Origin of the sequence: Bacillus sp. JJ675 (assembly GCF_036963165.1) — a bacterium.
In the GTDB taxonomy this organism is placed as follows: Bacteria; Bacillota; Bacilli; order Bacillales; family Bacillaceae; genus Bacillus; species Bacillus glycinifermentans.
Map to the genome: position 1 here is coordinate 1 of NZ_JBALMR010000010.1, position 19409 is coordinate 19409.

At 45.6% G+C, this 19409-nt stretch carries 16 protein-coding genes, 1 pseudogene and 1 riboswitch; of the genes and pseudogenes, 8 read left to right on the top strand and 9 right to left on the bottom strand.

The annotated features are described in order from the left end of the window. Positions 1-470 precede the first annotated feature (470 nt). Positions 471-1781 (top strand): PTS sugar transporter subunit IIC, encoded by a 1311-nt coding sequence (locus tag V7126_RS02945; RefSeq protein ID WP_164918186.1) that lies wholly within the window; start codon positions 471-473, stop codon positions 1779-1781. Positions 1782-1804: 23 nt separating this feature from the next. Continuing rightward, the gene (locus V7126_RS02950; protein WP_046130063.1) at positions 1805-3241 is read left to right on the top strand and encodes a glycoside hydrolase family 1 protein; all 1437 of its coding nucleotides are present in this window, start codon (positions 1805-1807) and stop codon (positions 3239-3241) included. A gap of 23 nt (positions 3242-3264) precedes the next feature. On the opposite strand, the gene V7126_RS02955 is transcribed toward V7126_RS02950, so the two are convergent. Continuing rightward, positions 3265-4686: a sensor histidine kinase gene (locus tag V7126_RS02955; protein WP_335496646.1), complete on the bottom strand. Its 1422-nt coding sequence runs from the start codon at positions 4684-4686 to the stop codon at positions 3265-3267. Then, positions 4683-5405 (bottom strand): response regulator transcription factor, encoded by a 723-nt coding sequence (locus V7126_RS02960; protein ID WP_046130065.1) that lies wholly within the window; start codon positions 5403-5405, stop codon positions 4683-4685. Before V7126_RS02960 ends, V7126_RS02955 begins: the two co-directional genes overlap by 4 nt. A 286-nt stretch (positions 5406-5691) precedes the next feature. On the opposite strand from V7126_RS02960, the pseudogene V7126_RS02965 reads away from it, so the two are divergent. The 3 genes and pseudogenes from V7126_RS02965 (at position 5692) to V7126_RS02975 (ending at position 8105) form a co-directional block, all read left to right on the top strand. Next, positions 5692-6601: pseudogene (locus tag V7126_RS02965) on the top strand (ABC transporter ATP-binding protein). After that, positions 6598-7356, top strand: coding sequence for an ABC transporter permease (locus V7126_RS02970; RefSeq protein ID WP_335496649.1), 759 nt, complete (start codon positions 6598-6600; stop codon positions 7354-7356). The pseudogene V7126_RS02965 and the gene V7126_RS02970 overlap by 4 nt, the downstream one beginning before the upstream one ends. Before the next feature lie 11 nt (positions 7357-7367). Continuing rightward, a complete protein-coding gene (locus V7126_RS02975) occupies positions 7368-8105 on the top strand; it encodes an ABC transporter permease (protein WP_335496652.1) in 738 nt (245 codons plus the stop codon). A 147-nt stretch (positions 8106-8252) separates the two neighbouring features. Here the strand turns inward: V7126_RS02975 and V7126_RS02980 are convergent, their stop codons facing one another. The 6 genes from V7126_RS02980 to argR all read right to left on the bottom strand — a co-directional run bounded on the left by V7126_RS02980 (position 8253) and on the right by argR (position 14485). After that, positions 8253-8930, bottom strand: a complete 678-nt coding sequence (locus V7126_RS02980) for a Crp/Fnr family transcriptional regulator (protein WP_046130068.1) — start codon at positions 8928-8930, stop codon at positions 8253-8255. Positions 8931-9046: 116 nt separating this feature from the next. Continuing rightward, entirely contained in the window at positions 9047-9997 is a 951-nt protein-coding gene (gene arcC, locus V7126_RS02985) for a carbamate kinase (protein WP_175075973.1), read from the bottom strand. A 31-nt stretch (positions 9998-10028) separates the two neighbouring features. Further along, entirely contained in the window at positions 10029-11435 is a 1407-nt protein-coding gene (arcD, locus tag V7126_RS02990) for an arginine-ornithine antiporter (protein WP_046130070.1), read from the bottom strand. Between the two features lie 53 nt (positions 11436-11488). After that, positions 11489-12496, bottom strand: coding sequence for an ornithine carbamoyltransferase (gene argF, locus V7126_RS02995; RefSeq protein ID WP_335496658.1), 1008 nt, complete (start codon positions 12494-12496; stop codon positions 11489-11491). A gap of 28 nt (positions 12497-12524) precedes the next feature. After that, positions 12525-13763 carry an arginine deiminase gene (arcA, locus tag V7126_RS03000; RefSeq protein ID WP_046130076.1) on the bottom strand — a complete coding sequence of 413 codons (1239 nt, stop codon included), beginning with the start codon at positions 13761-13763 and terminating at the stop codon, positions 12525-12527. Positions 13764-14044: 281 nt separating this feature from the next. Continuing rightward, positions 14045-14485 (bottom strand): arginine repressor, encoded by a 441-nt coding sequence (gene argR, locus V7126_RS03005; protein ID WP_046130072.1) that lies wholly within the window; start codon positions 14483-14485, stop codon positions 14045-14047. A 177-nt stretch (positions 14486-14662) separates the two neighbouring features. After that, a riboswitch (guanidine-I (ykkC/yxkD leader) is annotated at positions 14663-14768 on the top strand. Between the two features lie 71 nt (positions 14769-14839). Between argR and V7126_RS03010 the strand changes: the two genes are divergently transcribed. Next, positions 14840-15676, top strand: a complete 837-nt coding sequence (locus V7126_RS03010; RefSeq protein ID WP_175075975.1) for a YitT family protein — start codon at positions 14840-14842, stop codon at positions 15674-15676. A 186-nt stretch (positions 15677-15862) separates the two neighbouring features. Beyond that, the gene (locus tag V7126_RS03015; protein ID WP_175075976.1) at positions 15863-16420 is read left to right on the top strand and encodes a YfjD family protein; all 558 of its coding nucleotides are present in this window, start codon (positions 15863-15865) and stop codon (positions 16418-16420) included. Between the two features lie 49 nt (positions 16421-16469). On the opposite strand, the gene V7126_RS03020 is transcribed toward V7126_RS03015, so the two are convergent. Next, positions 16470-17057 (bottom strand): DUF4352 domain-containing protein, encoded by a 588-nt coding sequence (locus V7126_RS03020; RefSeq protein ID WP_175075977.1) that lies wholly within the window; start codon positions 17055-17057, stop codon positions 16470-16472. Between the two features lie 333 nt (positions 17058-17390). Between V7126_RS03020 and V7126_RS03025 the strand changes: the two genes are divergently transcribed. Further along, positions 17391-19310, top strand: coding sequence for an LTA synthase family protein (locus V7126_RS03025; RefSeq protein WP_046129346.1), 1920 nt, complete (start codon positions 17391-17393; stop codon positions 19308-19310). The last annotated feature ends 99 nt before the right edge of the window (positions 19311-19409 follow it).

A 19409-nucleotide genomic window follows, 5' to 3' on the forward strand; every position in this document is an offset into this window, starting at 1 on the left:
CAATCAAAAAAAGATATATTTCCAAAAGTTTTTACTTACTATGATAAAAGATTGTATGTTTCAGATTCATTATTTTATTATATTTTAAAACATTTTAATAAAGAAAAGATTGACGATGTCTTGCCACCTTATGATTTCCAATTGGAATTTGATTTTAATTAAGTGTAATTTAAGTGATAAAACTTTGAAGTCCCAGCGAAGTTTTTCGTTATATAAAAAGCTTCGCTGGTGACAGATATTTTGTCAATTACCTCCGTTCCATGATTAATCAAGTCTCACCAATAGTTGCAATGATGTAGGGTAATCGCCATGCCCCAACTGATTTCTAAACAAAAATCACTCTTCCCCTTATTATATTCGTAATCTAAAAATTTCCTCTCCCAAAGGAAAAAATGTGCATCAAAAAGAAAGCGTTTTCAATGTAAAGTAAAAGCAAACAACCAAAAAAAGGGGGAGGTCATGTGAGCAGGATGGCGAAGGTGACCGAGACGTTTGAACGGGTCGCTTTTAAAATAACAAGCTTCAAATATATCATGGCCATTAAATCGGCGTTTGTCACGCTGATGCCGGTTATCATTGCCGGGGCGTTTGCGGTTTTGATGCAGAATATGGTGATGAGTCCCGAGACGGGGCTGGCGGTTTTCGGGCCTTTTCGCTTTTTGTCTGCGCTTGAGCCGATTATGGCATCGATCAATTATGCGACGCTGAACTTTATCACGATCGGCGCGGTGTTTTTGATCGGGATTGAGCTCGGGAAGCTGAATGGGCATGAATCGTTTTTCCCGGGCTTGATGGCGTTGATGTCTTATATCTCCGTCATTCCATCGACAGTGCTGCTGGAAGTGAACGGTTCAATGCAGGAAGTGATGAACGTGCTGGCTAAGGAATTTACGGACCCGAAGTCGCTGTTTTTAGGCATGTTTATTTCGATTTTGTCCGTTGAAATCTTCAGCAAGCTTGCAAGCATGGACCGGCTCAGGATTAAAATGCCGGACAGCGTGCCGGCCAATGTCTCTGTATCGTTCGGGACTTTATTTCCTTCCATTATTACCGTCACGATCATCGCCAGCTTCGGATTTGCGTTTCATCGGCTGACGGGCGTATACCTTCATGAAGCCGTATACAATATCGTGCAAAAACCGCTTGAAGGCGCTATTCAAGGCCTTCCCGGCATTCTGCTGCTAGTGTTTGTTGCGCAGTTTTTCTGGGTGATCGGCATACACGGAAACCAGATGGTGAAGCCGATCAGGGAGCCTTTGCTGCTCGCTTCGATCACCGTTAATATGAATGCTTATGCAGCGGGTGAATCGATTCCGAATATCATTACGATGCCGTTTTGGGATGTGTACATGAGCATCGGCGGCTCCGGCGTCACAATCGGCCTGTTGATCGCGATTTTTATTGCGGGAAAACGGGAGGATTTGCGCAGCATTACAAAAATTTCGTTCGGTCCCGGCATCTTCAATATCAATGAACCGGTCATCTTCGGGGTTCCCGTTATGCTGAATCCGCTAATGGCGATCCCGTTTATTGTAACGCCGCTTGTGACCGGTACAATCGGCTACATCGCGACAGCGGCGGGTTTTGCCGGAAAAGCCGTCGTCATGGTGCCGTGGACGACGCCTCCGATTATCAACGCGTGGCTGTCGACAGGGGGAAGCCTCGGCGCCGTCGTCACACAAATCGTATGCATCATCGTTTCCGCACTTATTTATCTTCCGTTTGTGATGTTGTTGAATCGAAGCCTTACGGTCAGTTCTGAAAAAAATGTTTCCATGTAAAGGCGATGAAAGGAGCGAACGAAATGGCCAGGCAAACGTGGAAGATTCCCGACGATTTTATTCTGGGCGCTGCAGCATCGGCATGGCAGACAGAGGGCTGGGACGGGAAGCGGCCGACACAGGATTCCTATTTGGATATGTGGTACAAGAATGATCCTGATGTATGGCATGACGGATACGGACCGGCGGTGGCAACCGATTTTTATAACCGCTACAAAGAAGATATTCAATATATGAAAGACATCGGGCTAACCCACTTCCGGACGTCGATCAACTGGTCGCGGTTTCTTTTGGATTATGAAACCGCCGAAGTTGACGAGGTGTATGCAGGCTACATTGATGACGTCATCGATGAGCTGAAGAGATGCGGAGTAGAGCCGATGCTTTGTCTTGAACGCTACGAAATTCCGGCTGTCTTGCTGGAACAGTACGGCGGATGGGGATCGAAACACGTGGCTGGCTTATTTGCGGCATATGCGGAAAAAGCGTTTGAACGGTATGGGGACAGGGTGAAATACTGGTTTACCTTTAATGAACCGATCGTGCCGCAAACTCGGATCTACCTTGACGCGATTCGCTATCCGTACGAGCAGAATACAAAAAAATGGATGCAGTGGAACTATCATAAAGCACTGGCGACGGCAAAGGTCGTGGAGCTTTTTCGGAAAAGGAAGCCAGGTTTCAGAGAAGGCGCAAAAATCGGCGTCATTTTAAATCCTGAGGTCACGTATGCGAGGTCGAGCGCGCCACATGATCAGAAAGCGGCCCAAATTTATGATTTATTTTTTAACAGGGTTTTTTTAGATCCGAGCATTAAAGGCGTCTATCCCGATGAATTGATGGAGCTCTTGGTCAAACACGACATCCTTTTTGAACATGATGAAGAGGAGCTTTCCGTCATCAAGCGGAATACGGTCGATTTTGTCGGCGTGAATCTGTATTATCCGAAGAGAGTTCAAGCGCCTTCAAGGCAATGGAATGAATCGACGCCTTTTCATCCTGCTTATTACTATGAGCCCTTTGAGCTGCCCGGCCGAAAGATGAATCCGTTCAGAGGCTGGGAGATCTGCCCGCGCATTGTGTACGACATGTCAATGAGGCTTAAACATGAGTATGGAAATATCGAATGGCTGATTGCGGAAAACGGCATGGGCGTCGAACATGAGGAGCGTTTTAAAAACGAAGAGGGGGTCATTCAGGACGACTACAGAATCGATTTTATTTCGGCCCATTTGCGAGAGGCAATGAAAGGGATCGCCGACGGCGCAAACTGCAAAGGATATATGCTTTGGGCGTTTACGGACAACGTCTCTCCGATGAACGCCTTTAAAAACCGCTACGGCCTTGTTGAAATCCGATTGGAGGACAACCGCAGCAGGGCGTTGAAAAAATCGGCATACTTTTATCGGAATATCATCAAAAACAGACGGTTTGAAACAGAGGAATTCCGGTATAAATAAAAACGTGGCAGCGACCATCCCGCTCATAAACGGGATGGTCCTTCTTTATGGGGGAAAATAACCTTTATTTGAGTCCCGTGACTAGGTTTGCTGAAGATTTCAATATGACCTTCGTGTTCATGAATAATCTGTCTGGCAATTGCCATGCCCAGTCCGGTGCCTGATGTGTTGGAAGAAGCGTTCGTTCCTCTGTAGTAGCGGTCAAATAAATGCTCCAATGTTTCTTTTTCCATGCCAACTCCATTGTCTTCTATGATAACAGTTAAAGACTGAGACTCACTGTTTTCAATCAAGACCTTAATTTCAGTGCCAGGAGGGTTATGTTTAATACTGTTGGCAATCAGGTTTTCAAAGGCGCGCTGCATGTATTTTTCATCCATATAAAAAGCAATTGTATCTTGGTCCGCCTGAAACTCGAATTGTTTATCCTTCGATTCAGGCAAGCTTTTCAGACCGGTTAAAGTTTCCCTTAACAAGCCCACTATGTCCTTTTCTTCTTTTTGAATCGGAAAGGCATCATTTTTCAAACGGAAGGTGAGATTGAATTCTTCTATTAATTCTTCCATATACTCTACCCTCTCGTTCATAATGTTTGCAAAATCCCTTACCTTTTCCTTGTTCCACTCATGTTTTTCAGATGATAAAAGAATGGTATATCCTTTAATGACTGACAATGGCGTTTTTAAGTCATGTGAAACGCCTGTCATCCATTCTTCCCTCGTTCTATCCAACTTTTCGCTTTCCGCTTTGTTTTTCTGAAGAATCACCGTAAGATTGCTCATTGCATTCATGAGTTCCTGATATAGTTTATATCCGGGTTTTTTCTTTTTCTTTGGTATGAAAGAGTGAGATGCCGGCTCGGCATATGTTCCTTTGGAGAGATTTTCGATCCATGAAACGATGTAAAGCAAAGGAGCCCCCAGCTGCTTTCCGAAATACAGCGCAACAATAACCCCGATCATGATCATGGAAAGAATCCAAAGCTGGTTTGTCCAATATAGAAACGGATTGTCGGATTTAAATGGTTCACCCATAATCCACGTCAATGTCTTCCCGTCTTTCGTGTCAAACCATGTTGAGAGATGAAAGCCTTTTTTAGCGGGGTAAACATAATCAGAGACAAGCTCGCCGGGAATATAGTGGCTTGGAATATTGTCCGGCTTGTTGAAGGAATAAAGCTCATTTCCCTTTTCATCAAGAATCTGGATCCACATATGGTATTCCTTTAAATGGCTGATCGTCTCAGCTTTAACGAATACTCTCCCGTCTTTTACAGCGGTTTGCCGAACTATGCTTGATAACGAAAGGGGTGATTTGTGCGGCTCCCGGTCATTTAGAAAAAAAGTGAAAAAAAGCGTGCTGATGACGAATAGAGCGGTGCAAATCGCAATCAGCAGAATGATTCGGGATATAAAGTGAAACGCAATGCGGTCTCTCAGCTTCATTGCGTTTCACCCGTCTGCTGAACTTCAAAAATATAACCCAGTCCCCTAGCCGTTTTAATCCATTTTGGACGGCCCGGATCTTTTTCGATTTTTTCCCTCAGCCGGCGTACATGGACCATGACCGTACTATCGCCGTTGTAAAATTCACCCCATACATCCCTGTAGATCTTTTGCTTGCTTAATATTTGATTGGGATGGCTGCAAAAATACAACAACAGCTTAAATTCCTGCGCAGGGCATTCGATTTTTCTTCCATTCACAACAAGCTTCCCTGATGTTTCATCAACTTGAAAGTCCCCGAAATCATAAGACGGCTTGGACGGTGAGGGCGCGGCACCTTTAGATCGTTTTAACTGGGCTTTCACGCGGGCAACGACTTCAAGAGGGTTGAAAGGTTTGGTAATATAATCGTCTCCGCCAAAACTAAAACCTTGCAGTTTATCCAAATCAGACGTTTTCGCTGTAAGGAAAAGAACGGGGATATTCGTAAACCGGCGAAATTGATTGCAAAGAGCAAACCCATCGGTATCCGGAAGCATTACATCAAGCAGTACAATATCAGGCTGCTGCTGTTTTAACAGATAGAGCGCTTCCTCTCCATTTTCGGCATTTAAGACATGAGAGAACCCTTCATTTTCAAACACCACGTTTAATAAATTCAAAATATGCTGGTCATCATCGACGATTAACACTTTGCACTCTCCGAAAGAATGATTCATTTTATGACCTCCACAAATGATACGCTTTCATTTTCACATGAAATAGCTGGCAAAGGAAGTTATGCCGGCTTTAATTTAAGAGATGTTTAACTTTCTTACAATTTTTTATTTCTCACTGCAATCATAAAACGTTAAACAAACCTTTGGAACAGAAGAAAGCTTAGAATATGTAAGCTGCGTGTCCATATATTCGCAGCTGTTTTTGTGTGTTTAGGTAATGTTCAGAAAGAGTTTAAGGCGCATTTATGCAAATGGCTCTATGATAAAGGCGAGGTGAGGAACAGTGATACAAAATGTTGTATTGACAAAAAATTTAACGAAAAAATTCGGAAAGCAAACATCGGTCAGCGGATTAGATATGAGAATCGAAAAAGGGCAAATATATGGTTTCCTGGGCCCGAACGGAGCTGGAAAAACGACAACGATCAGGCTGCTGTTAGGCTTGATCAAGCCTACAGAAGGGAATATTCAGCTATTTGGCCAGGATATCCGCAAAAACCGCATGCAAATTCTGCAGAGAATCGGTTCTCTGGTTGAATCGCCATCATATTACGGAAATTTAACAGGAAGGGAATCTTGAGGTCATTCGCAGGGTTCGGAATTTGTCTGAAGCACGGATTGCAGAAGCGCTTGAGATCGTCCGTCTGTCAAAAGCGGCTGATCGGTTAGCAAAAGAGTATTCGCTCGGGATGAAGCAAAGATTAGGAATTGCGGCCGCTTTAATGAGCAAACCTGATCTTCTGGTGCTGGATGAACCGACGAACGGACTCGATCCTGCCGGCATTCACGAAATCCGGGAGTTGATCAAGGAGCTCCCGGATAGATACGGGATGACTGTTTTAGTATCCAGCCATTTGTTGAGCGAGATTGATCAAATGGCGACACAAGTCGGGATTATTATGAACGGTAAGCTCATTTTCCAAGATGACATCGAGGCGTTGAGGAAAAAGCAAAAACCGCTCCTGAAAATTGGCGTGAATAATATTTATGAAGCCCAATCTATCATACAGAACCGGGGATTGCATGCAGAACTTCGGGAAGGAAATTTGTGGATCAGCGAAACATCCCCCGAGTTTGTTTCAGAAGTCAACGGAATGCTGGTGAAATCGGGAGTTTCTGTTTACCGGTTAGAAGAAGTAAAACGTTCTTTAGAAGACATCTTCCTGGAGCTGACAGGTACGGAGGGGAGCTTATGAAACAAGTGCTGTACGGCGATCTCTTGAAACTCAAGCGTTCCTCTTTGTTTATCGCAGTCTTCTTAGTCCCCCTTGTTGTTCTGGCATATGAGCTGTTAAATCTAACTTACCGTGTGGAATATGTCCAAAGGCAAGCCGAAATGTTCAAGGCCTCTTCTATGTGGCAGTATATGCTTTTTGACAACAGCATGCTGTTTGGATTGGGTTTTCCGTTAGCCGTTACGATCATTGCTTCCATTATTGCAAATATAGAGCATCAGACAAATTCATGGAAGCAAACGCTGTCTCTGCCAATATCAAGAGTAAGGATTTATTTAAGCAAATATATTTGGCTTTTCAACAGTCTGCTTTTAACTGCGGCGGTATTTGCAATAGGCATGGTTGTCCTTGGGAAGGCTTTGGGATTTGAAGGGCCGGTACCGTGGGGGCTTCTATTCGGAGACAGCTTTGCCATGTTGCTTACGGCGCTGCCGATCATGTCTTTTCAATTATGGCTGTCCATCACATTTAAAAACCAGGCCTTTTCGATTCTCATCGGTACGATCAGCTCGATTGTCGGTCTATTTTTAGCTGCCGGAATGACAACGCGGTGGTTTCCGTTCGCTTACCCGAGCCAGTCATCGACCGTCATTTTGCAATATGAGGGTCTTGGGGTCAATCCGGACCTATCCGCTTTTGTCGTGATTAATGTTTTTGCCGGAGTGGCGCTTTTGTTCATGGGGGCCTTTCATTTTAAAAAGCGAGATGTGCTGTAGGAGGATGTATGATGTTAAAAAATATATTGGCTGCCGAAAGGTTGAAATTAAAACGCTCGAAAATCTGGGTGTTGTATGTTTTGGCTCCTTTTATCAGCGTCATATTGGCTTATACGAACGTTCACAATAACTATAAACTGTTTGTGCAGCCGGGCGACAACGAATGGATTGAAGCCTGGACTCAGGTTGCCGTTTTCATGGGATCCTTTGTACTGCCGATTCTTGTAGGCATTTATGCTGCATTTGTCTGCAGAGGAGAACATATAGGAGGAGGGTGGAAGCAGCTTTTGGCTCTCCCGGTTTTAAGATCCCGTGTTTTCTTTGCGAAAAGCGTCATGGTTGCGGTGATGGTGGCTGCGACGATGGGCATCTTATTCATCCTCTTTATGATGGTCGGCTTTCTTAACGGGCTAAAAGGAGATCTGCCTTTTTTCGCGATATTGGGATACGTTGCCCAAGGATCGATTGCCTGCCTTCCGCTTATCGTTCTGCAGCTGATCGTTTCCATCAGGTTTAAGACATTCGGGATCCCGCTTGCGGTCAGCATCGGCTTTACTTTGCCGTCCATACTTGCCGCAAATACGCTATTGGGGCAAATATACCCTTGGACTCTGCCTATGCTCGGGATGTCTCCTCCTGATGAGTCGCCTATTGATTCATACCTGTTGTTTTATGGTGTACTAATTGTTTTGTTTATCTTATTCACGGTGCCGGGGGTAAGAAATTTCTCACGGAGAGATATGGTTTAAGGTCATGAAAAAGCCGCAGCATCGGGCAAGGAACGCATTGATTGTGGAGGGAGCAGACAGGAAAGAAGCCGGAAAGGATTTCTCTATGATATCATCCCGAGAAACGGAATGATATCATAAATCGATATTGCCTATTACCGCAAACCGCTACGCAAAATACTCCGGCCGGTTGATCATAATTTGCTTGTTCATCTGGCTGATGATGCCTTCACAGCGGAGCTTTTTCAAGACGGCGCTGACGGTTTCGCGGGAGGTGCCGGAGATTTTGGCGATTTCCGCCGCCGTGATCGGGCAGCTGATGACGGTTGAGTCGCGTTCTTTTTCACCGAGGCTTTCGGTCAGGTAATAGATCGCTTGCGTCACCCGGTCGTGCGCATGCGAGAGCGTGATTCGCTTAAGCCTTTCTTCATGAAGGGCGAGAATGTCGGATAATTCATTGAGAACATCAAAAAGGAGCGTTTTATTGTCCCTTACGAGATCTTCAAAGATGTTCATGGGAATATAGTAGAGTTCGATATCTGTCAAGGCTTCGGCGGAATAATGGTAATGCTCGTCGCGAAACAAGCCGCCGAATGGAAAAAGCGTATGGGGGCGTACGTAGTCGGTATAAAACATCGATCCCGTTTCGTTTGATTTTTCGAGTTTAATAAAGCCGTCAAGAAGAAGATACATTCGTTCCCGGGGGTCATCTTCCATAAATAAAATCTGGCCTTTATGATAGGTGCGCCAATAGATGAACTGTTTGATGTTTTCCAGTTCTTTTTTATTCAGGGAAGCGAATAGAGGAAACTTTTTCAGATGATGTATGATGTCTTTGTTTTTCATATGAAACGACCACCCTTATCCGTTATTCTTATGATTGTGGCTTATCATTTTAAATTTTACATGTTTTGGGCGGCAGGCAAAAGGAAGAACCCTTCCCGAGCCCTTCCTCATGCCGCTTAGCCCTGTTCGACAATCGTGCCGGCTCTGCCTTCAAGGGCTTCTTTCGCCATTTGAAGGGAGGTGATCACCGCTTTGTTTCCCTTCGCTGCTTCGGCAAACTGAATGGCAGCTTTGACTTTTGGCAGCATGCTTCCTTCTGCGAATTGTTTTTCTTCTATATAGCCTTTCAGCTCTTCGGTTGTAACGCGTTTGAGCGCCCGTTCCGTCGGTTTTAAATAATCGATTGCGACATAATCGACGGCGGTTAAAATAATCAGTTCGGTTGCCTGAACCAGCTCTGCTAATTTGCAAGCTGCAAAATCCTTGTCGATGACCGCGTCGATGCCGCTGACGGCCCGGTTGTCTTCAATGACTGGAATGCCTCCCCCGCCGGCCGCGATGACAATATGGCCTTTTTCGACTAAATCGTTGATGACATCGTATTCAAGGATGGATACAGGGGCAGGTGACGGTACAACGCGGCGCCAGCCTCTTCCCGCGTCCTCTTTAAAGACGATGTCCCCGTTTCCGCTGTTCATCAGCTCTTTCGCCTCTTGTTCGCTGTAAAACGGTCCGATCGGCTTCGTCGGGTTGCGGAAAGCTTCATCATCGCCGCTGACAGCGACGCGGGTGATGACGGTTGCCGCATGTTTGTCTTTTCCTTTCGCATGGAGAGCTTCATCGATTGCGTTTTGCAGCCAGTAGCCGATCATTCCCTGTGTCATCGATACACACGTTTCAAGAGGCATTGCCGGCGTTTTTGGGGAGTCTGCCGCTTTTTGCTGAATCATCAGGCTTCCGACTTGCGGGCCGTTTCCGTGTGTAATAATGATGTCGGTTCCGCTGTCAAGCATATCAGCCAAATATGCTGCCGTTTCCTTCAATGCCTGCTGCTGTGCTTCCGCGCTTGCGTCCCCGGCTTGAATCGCATTCCCGCCCAGTGCAACCACGATTTTTCTTTTTTTCATAATGAAACCACCTCTCGTTCAGTGATGTTAGTTAAATGGAAATGCCTCCAGATGCCAATTTCACGATGGCAAATACAGCCAGGATCAGAATGGCTGCGGCAATCACAAGTTCAGCCCTGTTGAATGCCGGACCTTGCTTATTTTTGCGTACGGCCCGGTATACCAAAATGCCAGGCGCGTATAAAATCATGGTCAAAAGCAGGTAGTCAAGCCCCGCTGCATAGATCAGCCATATGCCGTATATGCTTGCGATCAGCCCGATGATGACGTTTTTCCAGCGGTCGGGCCCCTTGTGCAGCCAGCTGTATTTGAGCTGATATAATCCGGAAAATAAATACGGAATTAAGATGGCTGAGGAAGCGAGCGAAAATGCGAACCGGTAAGCCGCATCCGAAATGATGAACGTCAGCAGAAACAGCTGGATGATGGCATTTGTCAGCGCCAGCGCGTTTGTCGGCGCGCCGTTTTTATTTTCTTTGCCAAACCATTTCGGGAAGACGCCTTCCCGTGCGGCAATCAGCGGCAGCTCTCCGGCAAAAAGCGTCCAGGCCAGCCATGCGCCCAATACGGAAATCACGAGACCCAGGTTGATCAGCACGGCCCCCCATTTGCCGACGATATGCTCCATCATTGCGGCCATTGACGGGTTGGGAAGTCCGGCAAGGCTTTCTTGATTCATGACGCCGAGGGAGAGCATGGTGATCATCACATAAATGGCGAGCACGCTGATCAGCCCGATGACGGTCGCTTTGCCGACATCGCTCGATTTTTTGGCCCTGCTTGAAAACAGCACCGCGCCTTCAACGCCGGTGAACACCCAAACGGTGACAAGCATCGTGCTCTTGATTTGCGTTCCGATTGAGCCCAGCGACAACCCTTTTCCCCAGAAATCACCGGTAAATAAGTCAAGATGAAAAACAAAGATGACGGCGACGATAAAAGCAAAAATCGGCACCAGTTTCGAAATGGTCGTAATCAGATTAATCATGGCAGCGGATTGGACGCCCCGCAGGATCAAAAAGTGAACGCCCCAAAGAATCACGCTTGCCCCGATAATGGAAGCGATATTTTGGCCGTCGCCAAACACGGGGATGAAATACCCGACGGCGCTGAAGAGCAGCGTACCGTATGCGACATTGCCGAGAAGGGCTGCGAACCAGTATCCCCAGCCGCTGTTAAATCCCATGAAATGGCCGAATCCTTCCCGAGCGTAAGTGAAAATACCGCCGTCTAAATCAGGCCGTTTCGCCGTGAGATTTTGGAACGATAAGGCCAAGGCGATCATGCCGGCTCCGGTGATGACCCAGCCGATCAAAATTGCCCCTGCCCCGGCGCCAGCCGCCATGTCGCTTGCGATGTTGAAGGCTCCGCCGCCGATCATTGATCCGATGACAAGCGCAATGAGCGCAAACAGACCCAGTTTTTTTTCTTCCGCCATTTTTGTCACCTCATTCGGTTTAAAGATGGAAAAGGGAATGTTCCCTTTTCCGGTCAGTCAAGGTCGCCAAGTGTTGCCGCCATGACAGCTTTGATCGTATGCATGCGGTTTTCCGCTTCATCGAATACTTTGGAATGCTTGCTGCGGAATACTTCGTCTGTCACTTCCATTTCTTTGAGGCCGTGCTGTTCGTAAACGTTTTGTCCGTATGTTGTATGAAGGTCATGGAAGGCCGGCAGACAGTGCAGGAAGATGAAATTGTCATTTCCGGTTTTCTTCACGAGTTCCATGTTGACTTGGTAAGGCTTAAGAAGCTTGATCCTTTCGGCAAACTTGTCTTCTTCTCCCATGGACACCCAGACGTCCGTATACAGCACATCAGCTCCGGAAACAGCCTTGTCTGTATCGTCTGTTACGGTCACGCGTCCGCCGGATTCTTTTGCGAACGTTTCCGCCAGCTTCACGATTTCCTTATCAGGGTAGAGCTCTTGAGGCGAGCAGATTCTGACGTCCATGCCGACTTTGGCTCCGCCGATGAGCAGGCTGTTGGCGACATTATTCCGTCCGTCTCCGATATAGGTCAGTGTGACGCCTTTTACACGTCCAAGGTGTTCTTTAACCGTCATAAAGTCGGCAAGCATTTGCGTCGGATGCCATAGATCGGTTAACCCGTTCCAAACCGGCACGCCTGAATGTTCGGCCAGAGACTCGACTTTTTCGTGTTCAAAGCCGCGGAATTCGATGCCGTCAAACATCCGGCCGAGAACTTTTGCGGTGTCTTCAATCGATTCTTTTTTGCCGAGCTGTATATCGTCTTTGCCGAGATATTCCGGATGAGCGCCGAGGTCAATACAGGCGGTTGTAAAGGCGCAGCGCGTTCTTGTTGACGGTTTTTCAAAGAGCAAAGCGATGTTTTTTCCTTCTAAATAGCGGTGTTTGATGCCCTGTGCTTTTTTGTCTTTCAATTCTTGGGCAAGGTCGAGCAAATAAAGGATTTCTTTTTCTGAAAAATCTTTTTCGGCTAAATAGCTTCTGCCTTTTAAATCGATTGTTTTCTCCATTTTGATTCTCTCCTTTTGACTGGATTGTTTATTTGACATCCTCGCGGTACAGCGGCATGCTCATGCAGCGCGGGCCCCCGCGGCCTCTTGAAAGCTCCCCGCTCGGAATTTCGATGACTTCGATGCCCTGTTCTCTCAAGCAGGCATTTGAGATGTAGTTCCGGTCATAGGTGACAACGACGCCTGGAGCGATAGCGAGCGTATTTGAGCCGTCATTCCACTGCTCCCGGGCCGAAGCGATTTCGTCTCCGCCTCCGCAGAAGATCAGATTCACATCTGAGAGACCAAGCGTTTTCTTCAGGACTTCCGGCAGATTGTGCTCTTCGGTAATTTGAATGTCGCCGTCTTCCGTTTTTCCGCGTTCAAGGACAAAGATCCGCATGTCTCCTTCAGGCCCCTGAATGGCCGGATGAATTGTAAACTGATCCCGGTCGACCATGGTAAACACGGTATCCAAGTGCATAAAGGCCCTGGTTTTCGGTATTTCTACGGCCAGCACCCGGCGGATTTGGCTTTGGCGTTTAAATAGATTTCTGACCAATTGCTCAATCGCCTGGGCGGATGAACGTTCAGAGACGCCGATTGCCACGGTTTCATGATTCAGCACGAGTTCGTCTCCGCCTTCGATATTGAACTTGATATCGCGGTCAAGCCAGATCGGGATATCCTTGTCCTTAAATCGCGGATGGTGCTGGACGATGTAGCGCATGAACAGCGACTCTCTCCGGCGGGCCGGTTCTTTCATTTTGTTGATGGTCAGCCCGCTGCCGATCGCGGCTGCCGGGTCTCTTGTGAAATAAAGGTTTGGCATCGGGTCGAGATAGAATGGATAATGATCATCCATCATCTCGTGCAATTGGGAACGAATGCCCTTTTCCAATTCGTTTTTTCTGATTCCGCTCATCACACGATCGACCATTGCATCCGTAGCGAACGAAAGCAGATACTCTTTTAATCTGTCGAAAGCGCCGTTTATGTCCGCTTTGCTTTCCGTCAAAAGCTCGCTGACAAACCGTTCGCGGACTGATTCGTCTTCAAGCGCTTCCGCTGCCAGCTTCTCTAAATAGAGAACTTCTACGCCTTGTTCTTTAAGAGTTTCTGCAAATTGGTCATGCTCGTGTTGAACGGCCGGTAAAAAAGGAATATCGTCAAAAAGAAGCCGTCCAAGATACTCGGGTGTAAGGTTTTCCAATTCCCGCCCGGGCCGCTTCAGCATGACCGTTTTCAAAGTTCCGATTTCTGAGTAAACGTGAATCGGTGTCGTCATGATCATCCCGCCTCCTAAGCTCTTTTTGTTACATGTACAGCTTAAAACAGCGGGAAAGATGACGCTGTGAAAGCGATAACAGCAAAAATGTGAACTATTTCACTTATTTTTTGATGGGGCAAAAGCAAAAATGAATAAATATGACAAAATGAATATAAACCTTTGTCAGGCCAACAAAGAAAACGTATAAACGCTGTATATTTTTTGCGGAGATTTTTCGAAAAAAATTTTTCGGGAATAAAAAAAGCCGGCCCCGTTTAGGGCGGCTCTGGAGGACGGCATCAGCACAAATTCTCGCAGAATGCTTGAGCCGTTTCAGGAGATTGAGAGATGACAAGGCATGTATCATTTCCGCAAATACAGCCCAGCATTTCGGGACGTCCGAGCTGATCGAGCAAAACACCGATCGTGTGGGCATTCCCGGGCATCGTTTTAATGATGACCAGATTTCCCGAGCGGGTGACCTGCAGGACGACATCCGAAATTTTCTCCTTCAAAATTTTTGAAGGGTTTAATGATAAAGAAGCGTTTGTGCGGTAGACGAGTTTTCCGTTTTCATCGATCTGTTTGACAAGGCACATCTCTTTCATATCCCTTGAAATGGTCGACTGGGAGGCCGAAATGCCGCGGCTCTTCAAAAGGCCGGTCAGCTGCTCCTGCGTTTCAACGGGATGTTCGAGAATGATCTGTTTAATGATCCATTGCCGTTTCTGTTTATCCATATTGGCGCCTCCTAAAAAAAGCAAGCACGTACATCTATTATTATAGGACGTTTTTTCGGTTATACATGGAAGCTATTTTACAGAAAATCAAATCTTTTATGGATGAGAAAGGGGGTTGATAGGCTGCCGAAATTCACTTATAATGCTTGGAGATGACAAATTGATAGAACGAAAGAAAAGGTGGTTTTCTAGGGTTCCGCAATGCCTAAAGCGTTGGTCTGGTCCGAGAGAAAACACATAACGATACATCGTTATGACACGGTGGGATAAAAGCCCAGGAGTTTTTGCTCGTTTCGAGCTCTCTCCTGGGTTTTTATTTTGATCATTTCATCATGGGAAAAGGAGCTGACAAATATGAAAAAGAAAGTCATTGATATCATCATGATTGTGATAGGCGCATTTTTCTTTGCGTTGGCTGTTAACTTGTTTGCGATACCGAACGATTTCGGAGAAGGGGGCGTTACAGGGGTCACCCTCATCTTGTATTACCTGTTTGAGTGGTCGCCGGGTGTGACCAACTTTATTCTGAACGGAATTCTCCTTATCATCGGCTATAGGTTTTTGGATAAAAAAACGACGATATACACGATCATCGCGGTAGCGGCGAATTCGTTTTTTCTGCACGTTACGGAAGGTTGGGCGATCCCCTCTCATGAACTGATCATCAGCGCGATTTTTGCCGGCGTATTTGCCGGCGTCGGAATCGGCATGATCATCCGCGTCGGGGGAACGACAGCCGGATCGGCGATCCTCGCGAGAATCGCCAATAAATACTTTGACTGGAATATCAGCTATGCTTTATTAATGATCGATTTGGTGGTCGTATTCAGTTCTTACTTCATCATCGGAGCCGAAAAGCTGATGTTTACGATCGTCATGCTCTACATTGCCACCAAGGTGATGGATTTCATCATTGAAGGGCTCAATACGAAAAAAGCGATTACGATTATTTCAGAGCGCAAAAACGACATCGCCGAACAAGTCAATACGCTGATGGACAGAGGCGTCACGGTCTTATCGGGCCGCGGCCATTATACGGGTGATTCGAAAGAGATTTTATATATCGTGATCAATAAGCAGGAGCTGTCCATGCTGAAAAAGATCATCAGAAGCACCGACAAAAAGGCTTTTGTCATCATTCACGATGTAAGGGATGTTTTTGGCGAGGGGTTTGTAGATATATCGAAATAGAAGGCTGCCGGATGCCGCCGGCAGCTTTTTTAGCAAAAGCATTAAGTCACTTTACAGAATGGCGATTTTGAACAATGATGAAAATAAGCATCGGAAAAATGGAAGCATCCTGAAATAAAAAGGAGTTTTCGGTTTTGCATGCCGAAAAAGAAAAAATACGGTTGCTGATGTTAAGGAGGTCTATGATTGGTAAAGGGGAAAAAACGGACAATTGAAGTGAAAAGCAAAATGTTTTTCAGGATTTGGCTTTTTCTTGGTTCATTTGGAATGGGAGCAGCGAGTCTGTGGGTATTCTATATGGGGATCACGTTTCAAACAAAATTTTATCTGTCAGCTATACCTCTAGGGCTAGTATGCAGCTTATTTTTCTTTGTATTATTTTTATCGGCTTTTCCCGCTTTCACGAAAAGAGGAAATGTCATCTTCCGCATCGAAGAAGGAGACTGCGGCCGGCTGTTCACGGAGAAAAAATCGGTGGACATCAAAGATATTAATAGTATCAGAATGGACCGGCATCCCTACAGTCTGAAGGGCATTTTCTTCATGGATGTCCTGATCCAGACGCGAGGGAACGGATTGGTGAGGATTCCGACGTACAACATCCTGCCCGAGCCGGAGTTTTACAAAGCGGTCGAGCTTCACGTCCTCTCATATATGACGGAGGAAGCGCGGCGGGATTGGATCGGCCAGTTTACCGAAGCGCAGAGAAAGGCTTATCTGAATCAGTTTCATAAAAATGCGTAAAGAAAGCAGGAATCGGGCAATCCCTGCTTTGACATCAGAAAGGCGTCTATTATTTGCTCAAATTAAAGTATAATGGATGCTCTTTGGTGAAAAAATTTGGATAAAAAATCAATGTTAAGTCTTTTTCATTCTTTTTTGTGACAAAAGCAATTTGGCCTGAATTTTTTTTGCCTGCCGCCAAGTCTCCCGGTTCAAATTGAGTTTTTAGCGTAACGGTGCTTGCGACGATCTTATGCACTTTTTCATCGCTGTTTTTTAATTCATAGTTTAGCGGGTTGACGGCTACCTGTTCATTGCTGCCGTTTTCCTGCGTGATATCGACGACGACAAGCTGTTCATCATGATTTAATGATGAGCCCTTTGTTTGTCCGTCGGTTGCGAAATATTTGCCGCTGTGTACTTTGTTTACTTTTGAAACTGTAACCGTTTGCCCGTCGCTTGTGGCTTTTTCGCCGATTTTATACGTTTTTTGATCGTTTTGATCTTCTTTTGCCTTTTGTTCTTTATTTGCTTTTTGTTCTGTTTTCGTTTCTTCAGCCTTGTTTTTATGGTCAGCTTCTGTGCTGCTTGATTGTCCGCACGCTCCAAGGATCAATCCGAGAGACAGGAGAGCCGATAGCATGAGAAACCTTTTCATATTCGTTTCCTCCAGATTCATAAAAATACTATTCTGTATTATTCTAGTTATATTGTTTCGGTTTTCAAATAGGTCTATATACTTAAAATTGTCACAAAAGTCGTCCGAACATCCCGAAAATCCAAGTGGGATAAAGTAAAATAGATTGTTGTGAAACCTTTCTCGGAAGACATCCGTCATACTAAAGGCAGTGCAATGGCATCTGAAGCAAAATGATGGAAAAAGATTTTCCGTTTTTCCTATTCTGTGTTATTGTTAATCTAGTTTGCTTTGCATTGATGAACCGCATGCCGGATCAAAAACCGACTAAAATGTTAAAAGGTAGAGGTTATCATGAAAAAAATATTCTCACATAAGCTAAGCTTTTTCTTGTTAGCTGTTATTTTTGTATGGGCTAAAACCTATGCATCCTACTTATTGGAGTTTAATTTGGGCGTGAAGGGAAGCACGCAGCAGTTTCTACTGTTTATTAATCCATTAAGCTTTACCATCGTTTTTCTTGGTTTGGCTTTATTTGCAAAGGGGCGGCGCGCGGCAATATGGATGATTATCCTCGATGCCGTGATGACGTTTGTGTTATATGCGAACATTTTGTTCTACCGCTTCTTTGATGACTTTTTAACTTTTGCAAATCTGAAGCAGGCCGGAAACCTTGGCAACATGTCAGACGGCGTGTTTGCCATCATGTCTCCCCATGACTTCATCTATATCATTGACTTGGTCATTTTGATCGCATTATGCGTGAAAAGGCCTGAACTGAAGGCTTCCCAATTGAAGAAAAGATGGGCTGCTGCGATCGTTTTGGCGGGTGTTCTTCTGTTTTACATCAACCTGCAAATCGCTGAAAAAGACCGCCCTGAGCTTCTGACGAGAACATTTGACAGAAACTATATCGTAAAATATTTGGGGCCGTACAACTATACGATTTATGACGGCGTACAGGCTGCTCAGAACGCGACGCAAAAAGCATATGCCAGCAGCGATGATTTGACGAGCGTCATCAATTATACAAGCTCCCACTACGCGAAGCCGAATGACGAATACTTCGGTGTGGCGAAAGGAAAGAACATCATCAAGATCCATTTGGAAAGCTTCCAGTCGTTTTTGATCGACTACAAACTGAATGGAAAAGAAGTCACGCCGTTTTTGAATAAATTGGCGCATGGCGGAGATGACATGACGTACTTCGATAACTTTTTCCATCAGACCGGACAAGGCAAAACGGCCGATGCTGAGCTGATGATGGACAACAGTCTTTTCGGCCTTCCGGAAGGTACGGCTTTTGTGACGAAAGGGCAAAACACGTATCAGTCGCTGCCTGCGATTTTGAACCAGAAAGAAGGATATACGAGCGCCGTCCTGCACGGGGATTATAAGTCTTTCTGGAACAGGGATCAGGTATACAAGCAGATCGGCTATGACAAGTTCTTCGACGCCAGCTCTTATGACATGTCAGAAGACAACCTGGTCAACCTTGGGTTGAAAGATAAGCCGTTCTTTGAAGAATCCATTCCGATGCTGAAATCGCTGAAACAGCCGTTCTATGCGCATTTGCTCACACTGACGAACCACTATCCGTTCATCTTGGATAAAGAGGATGCAACGCTTGAAAGAGGCACGACAGGAGACGATACGGTTGACGGCTACTTCCAGACGGCGCGCTATCTAGACGAAGCGCTCGAACAGTTCTTCAAAGACTTGAAAAAAGAAGGATTATTCGACAATTCCGTAATCGTCATCTACGGCGACCACAACGGAATTTCCGAAAACCACAACCGGGCGATGAAAGAAGTATTAGGCAAAGAGATTACGCCTTATCAAAATGCAATGAACCAGCGCGTGCCGCTCATGATCCGCGTTCCTGGCAAAAAAGGCGGAGTCAACCATACGTATGGCGCTGAAACGGATGTCATGCCGACATTGCTCCACCTGCAAGGAATCGATAATAAGAACTATATCAACTTCGGTACGGATCTCTTTTCAAAAGACCATGACGAAACAGTCGCATTCAGAAACGGCAACTATGTAACGCCTAAATACACGATGATCGACTCGACGGTATACGATACGAAAACCGGCAAAGAATTAAAGCCGAACAAAGAAACCGAAAACCTGAAAAAACAGGTGGCTGAAAAGCTGAATCTGTCTGACCAGGTTCTTTATAAAGACTTGCTGCGATTCCATAAACTCTCGGATTTCACGCCTGTTGATCCGTCAAAATACCATTATGGAAAAGAAAAAACCAGCGAATAAATCAAAAACGCCTGATGCTTCAAGCCGTCAGGCGTTTTTATTTTTGCTTTTAAAAAGAGTACATTTTCCTATTCATCTCTGCTACTTTCAGACTTATAA

What these genes read in the sequence shown, in the direction of transcription:
- V7126_RS02945 (WP_164918186.1), top strand. Translation starts at nt 471, where the DNA reads ATGGCGAAGGTGACCGAGACGTTTGAACGGGTCGCTTTTAAAATAACA.
- V7126_RS02950 (WP_046130063.1), top strand. Translation starts at nt 1,805, where the DNA reads ATGGCCAGGCAAACGTGGAAGATTCCCGACGATTTTATTCTGGGCGCT.
- V7126_RS02955 (WP_335496646.1), bottom strand. Translation starts at nt 4,686, where the DNA reads ATGAAGCTGAGAGACCGCATTGCGTTTCACTTTATATCCCGAATCATT.
- V7126_RS02960 (WP_046130065.1), bottom strand. Translation starts at nt 5,405, where the DNA reads ATGAATCATTCTTTCGGAGAGTGCAAAGTGTTAATCGTCGATGATGAC.
- V7126_RS02970 (WP_335496649.1), top strand. Translation starts at nt 6,598, where the DNA reads ATGAAACAAGTGCTGTACGGCGATCTCTTGAAACTCAAGCGTTCCTCT.
- V7126_RS02975 (WP_335496652.1), top strand. Translation starts at nt 7,368, where the DNA reads ATGTTAAAAAATATATTGGCTGCCGAAAGGTTGAAATTAAAACGCTCG.
- V7126_RS02980 (WP_046130068.1), bottom strand. Translation starts at nt 8,930, where the DNA reads ATGAAAAACAAAGACATCATACATCATCTGAAAAAGTTTCCTCTATTC.
- arcC (WP_175075973.1), bottom strand. Translation starts at nt 9,997, where the DNA reads ATGAAAAAAAGAAAAATCGTGGTTGCACTGGGCGGGAATGCGATTCAA.
- arcD (WP_046130070.1), bottom strand. Translation starts at nt 11,435, where the DNA reads ATGGCGGAAGAAAAAAAACTGGGTCTGTTTGCGCTCATTGCGCTTGTC.
- argF (WP_335496658.1), bottom strand. Translation starts at nt 12,496, where the DNA reads ATGGAGAAAACAATCGATTTAAAAGGCAGAAGCTATTTAGCCGAAAAA.
- arcA (WP_046130076.1), bottom strand. Translation starts at nt 13,763, where the DNA reads ATGACGACACCGATTCACGTTTACTCAGAAATCGGAACTTTGAAAACG.
- argR (WP_046130072.1), bottom strand. Translation starts at nt 14,485, where the DNA reads ATGGATAAACAGAAACGGCAATGGATCATTAAACAGATCATTCTCGAA.
- V7126_RS03010 (WP_175075975.1), top strand. Translation starts at nt 14,840, where the DNA reads ATGAAAAAGAAAGTCATTGATATCATCATGATTGTGATAGGCGCATTT.
- V7126_RS03020 (WP_175075977.1), bottom strand. Translation starts at nt 17,057, where the DNA reads ATGAAAAGGTTTCTCATGCTATCGGCTCTCCTGTCTCTCGGATTGATC.
- V7126_RS03025 (WP_046129346.1), top strand. Translation starts at nt 17,391, where the DNA reads ATGAAAAAAATATTCTCACATAAGCTAAGCTTTTTCTTGTTAGCTGTT.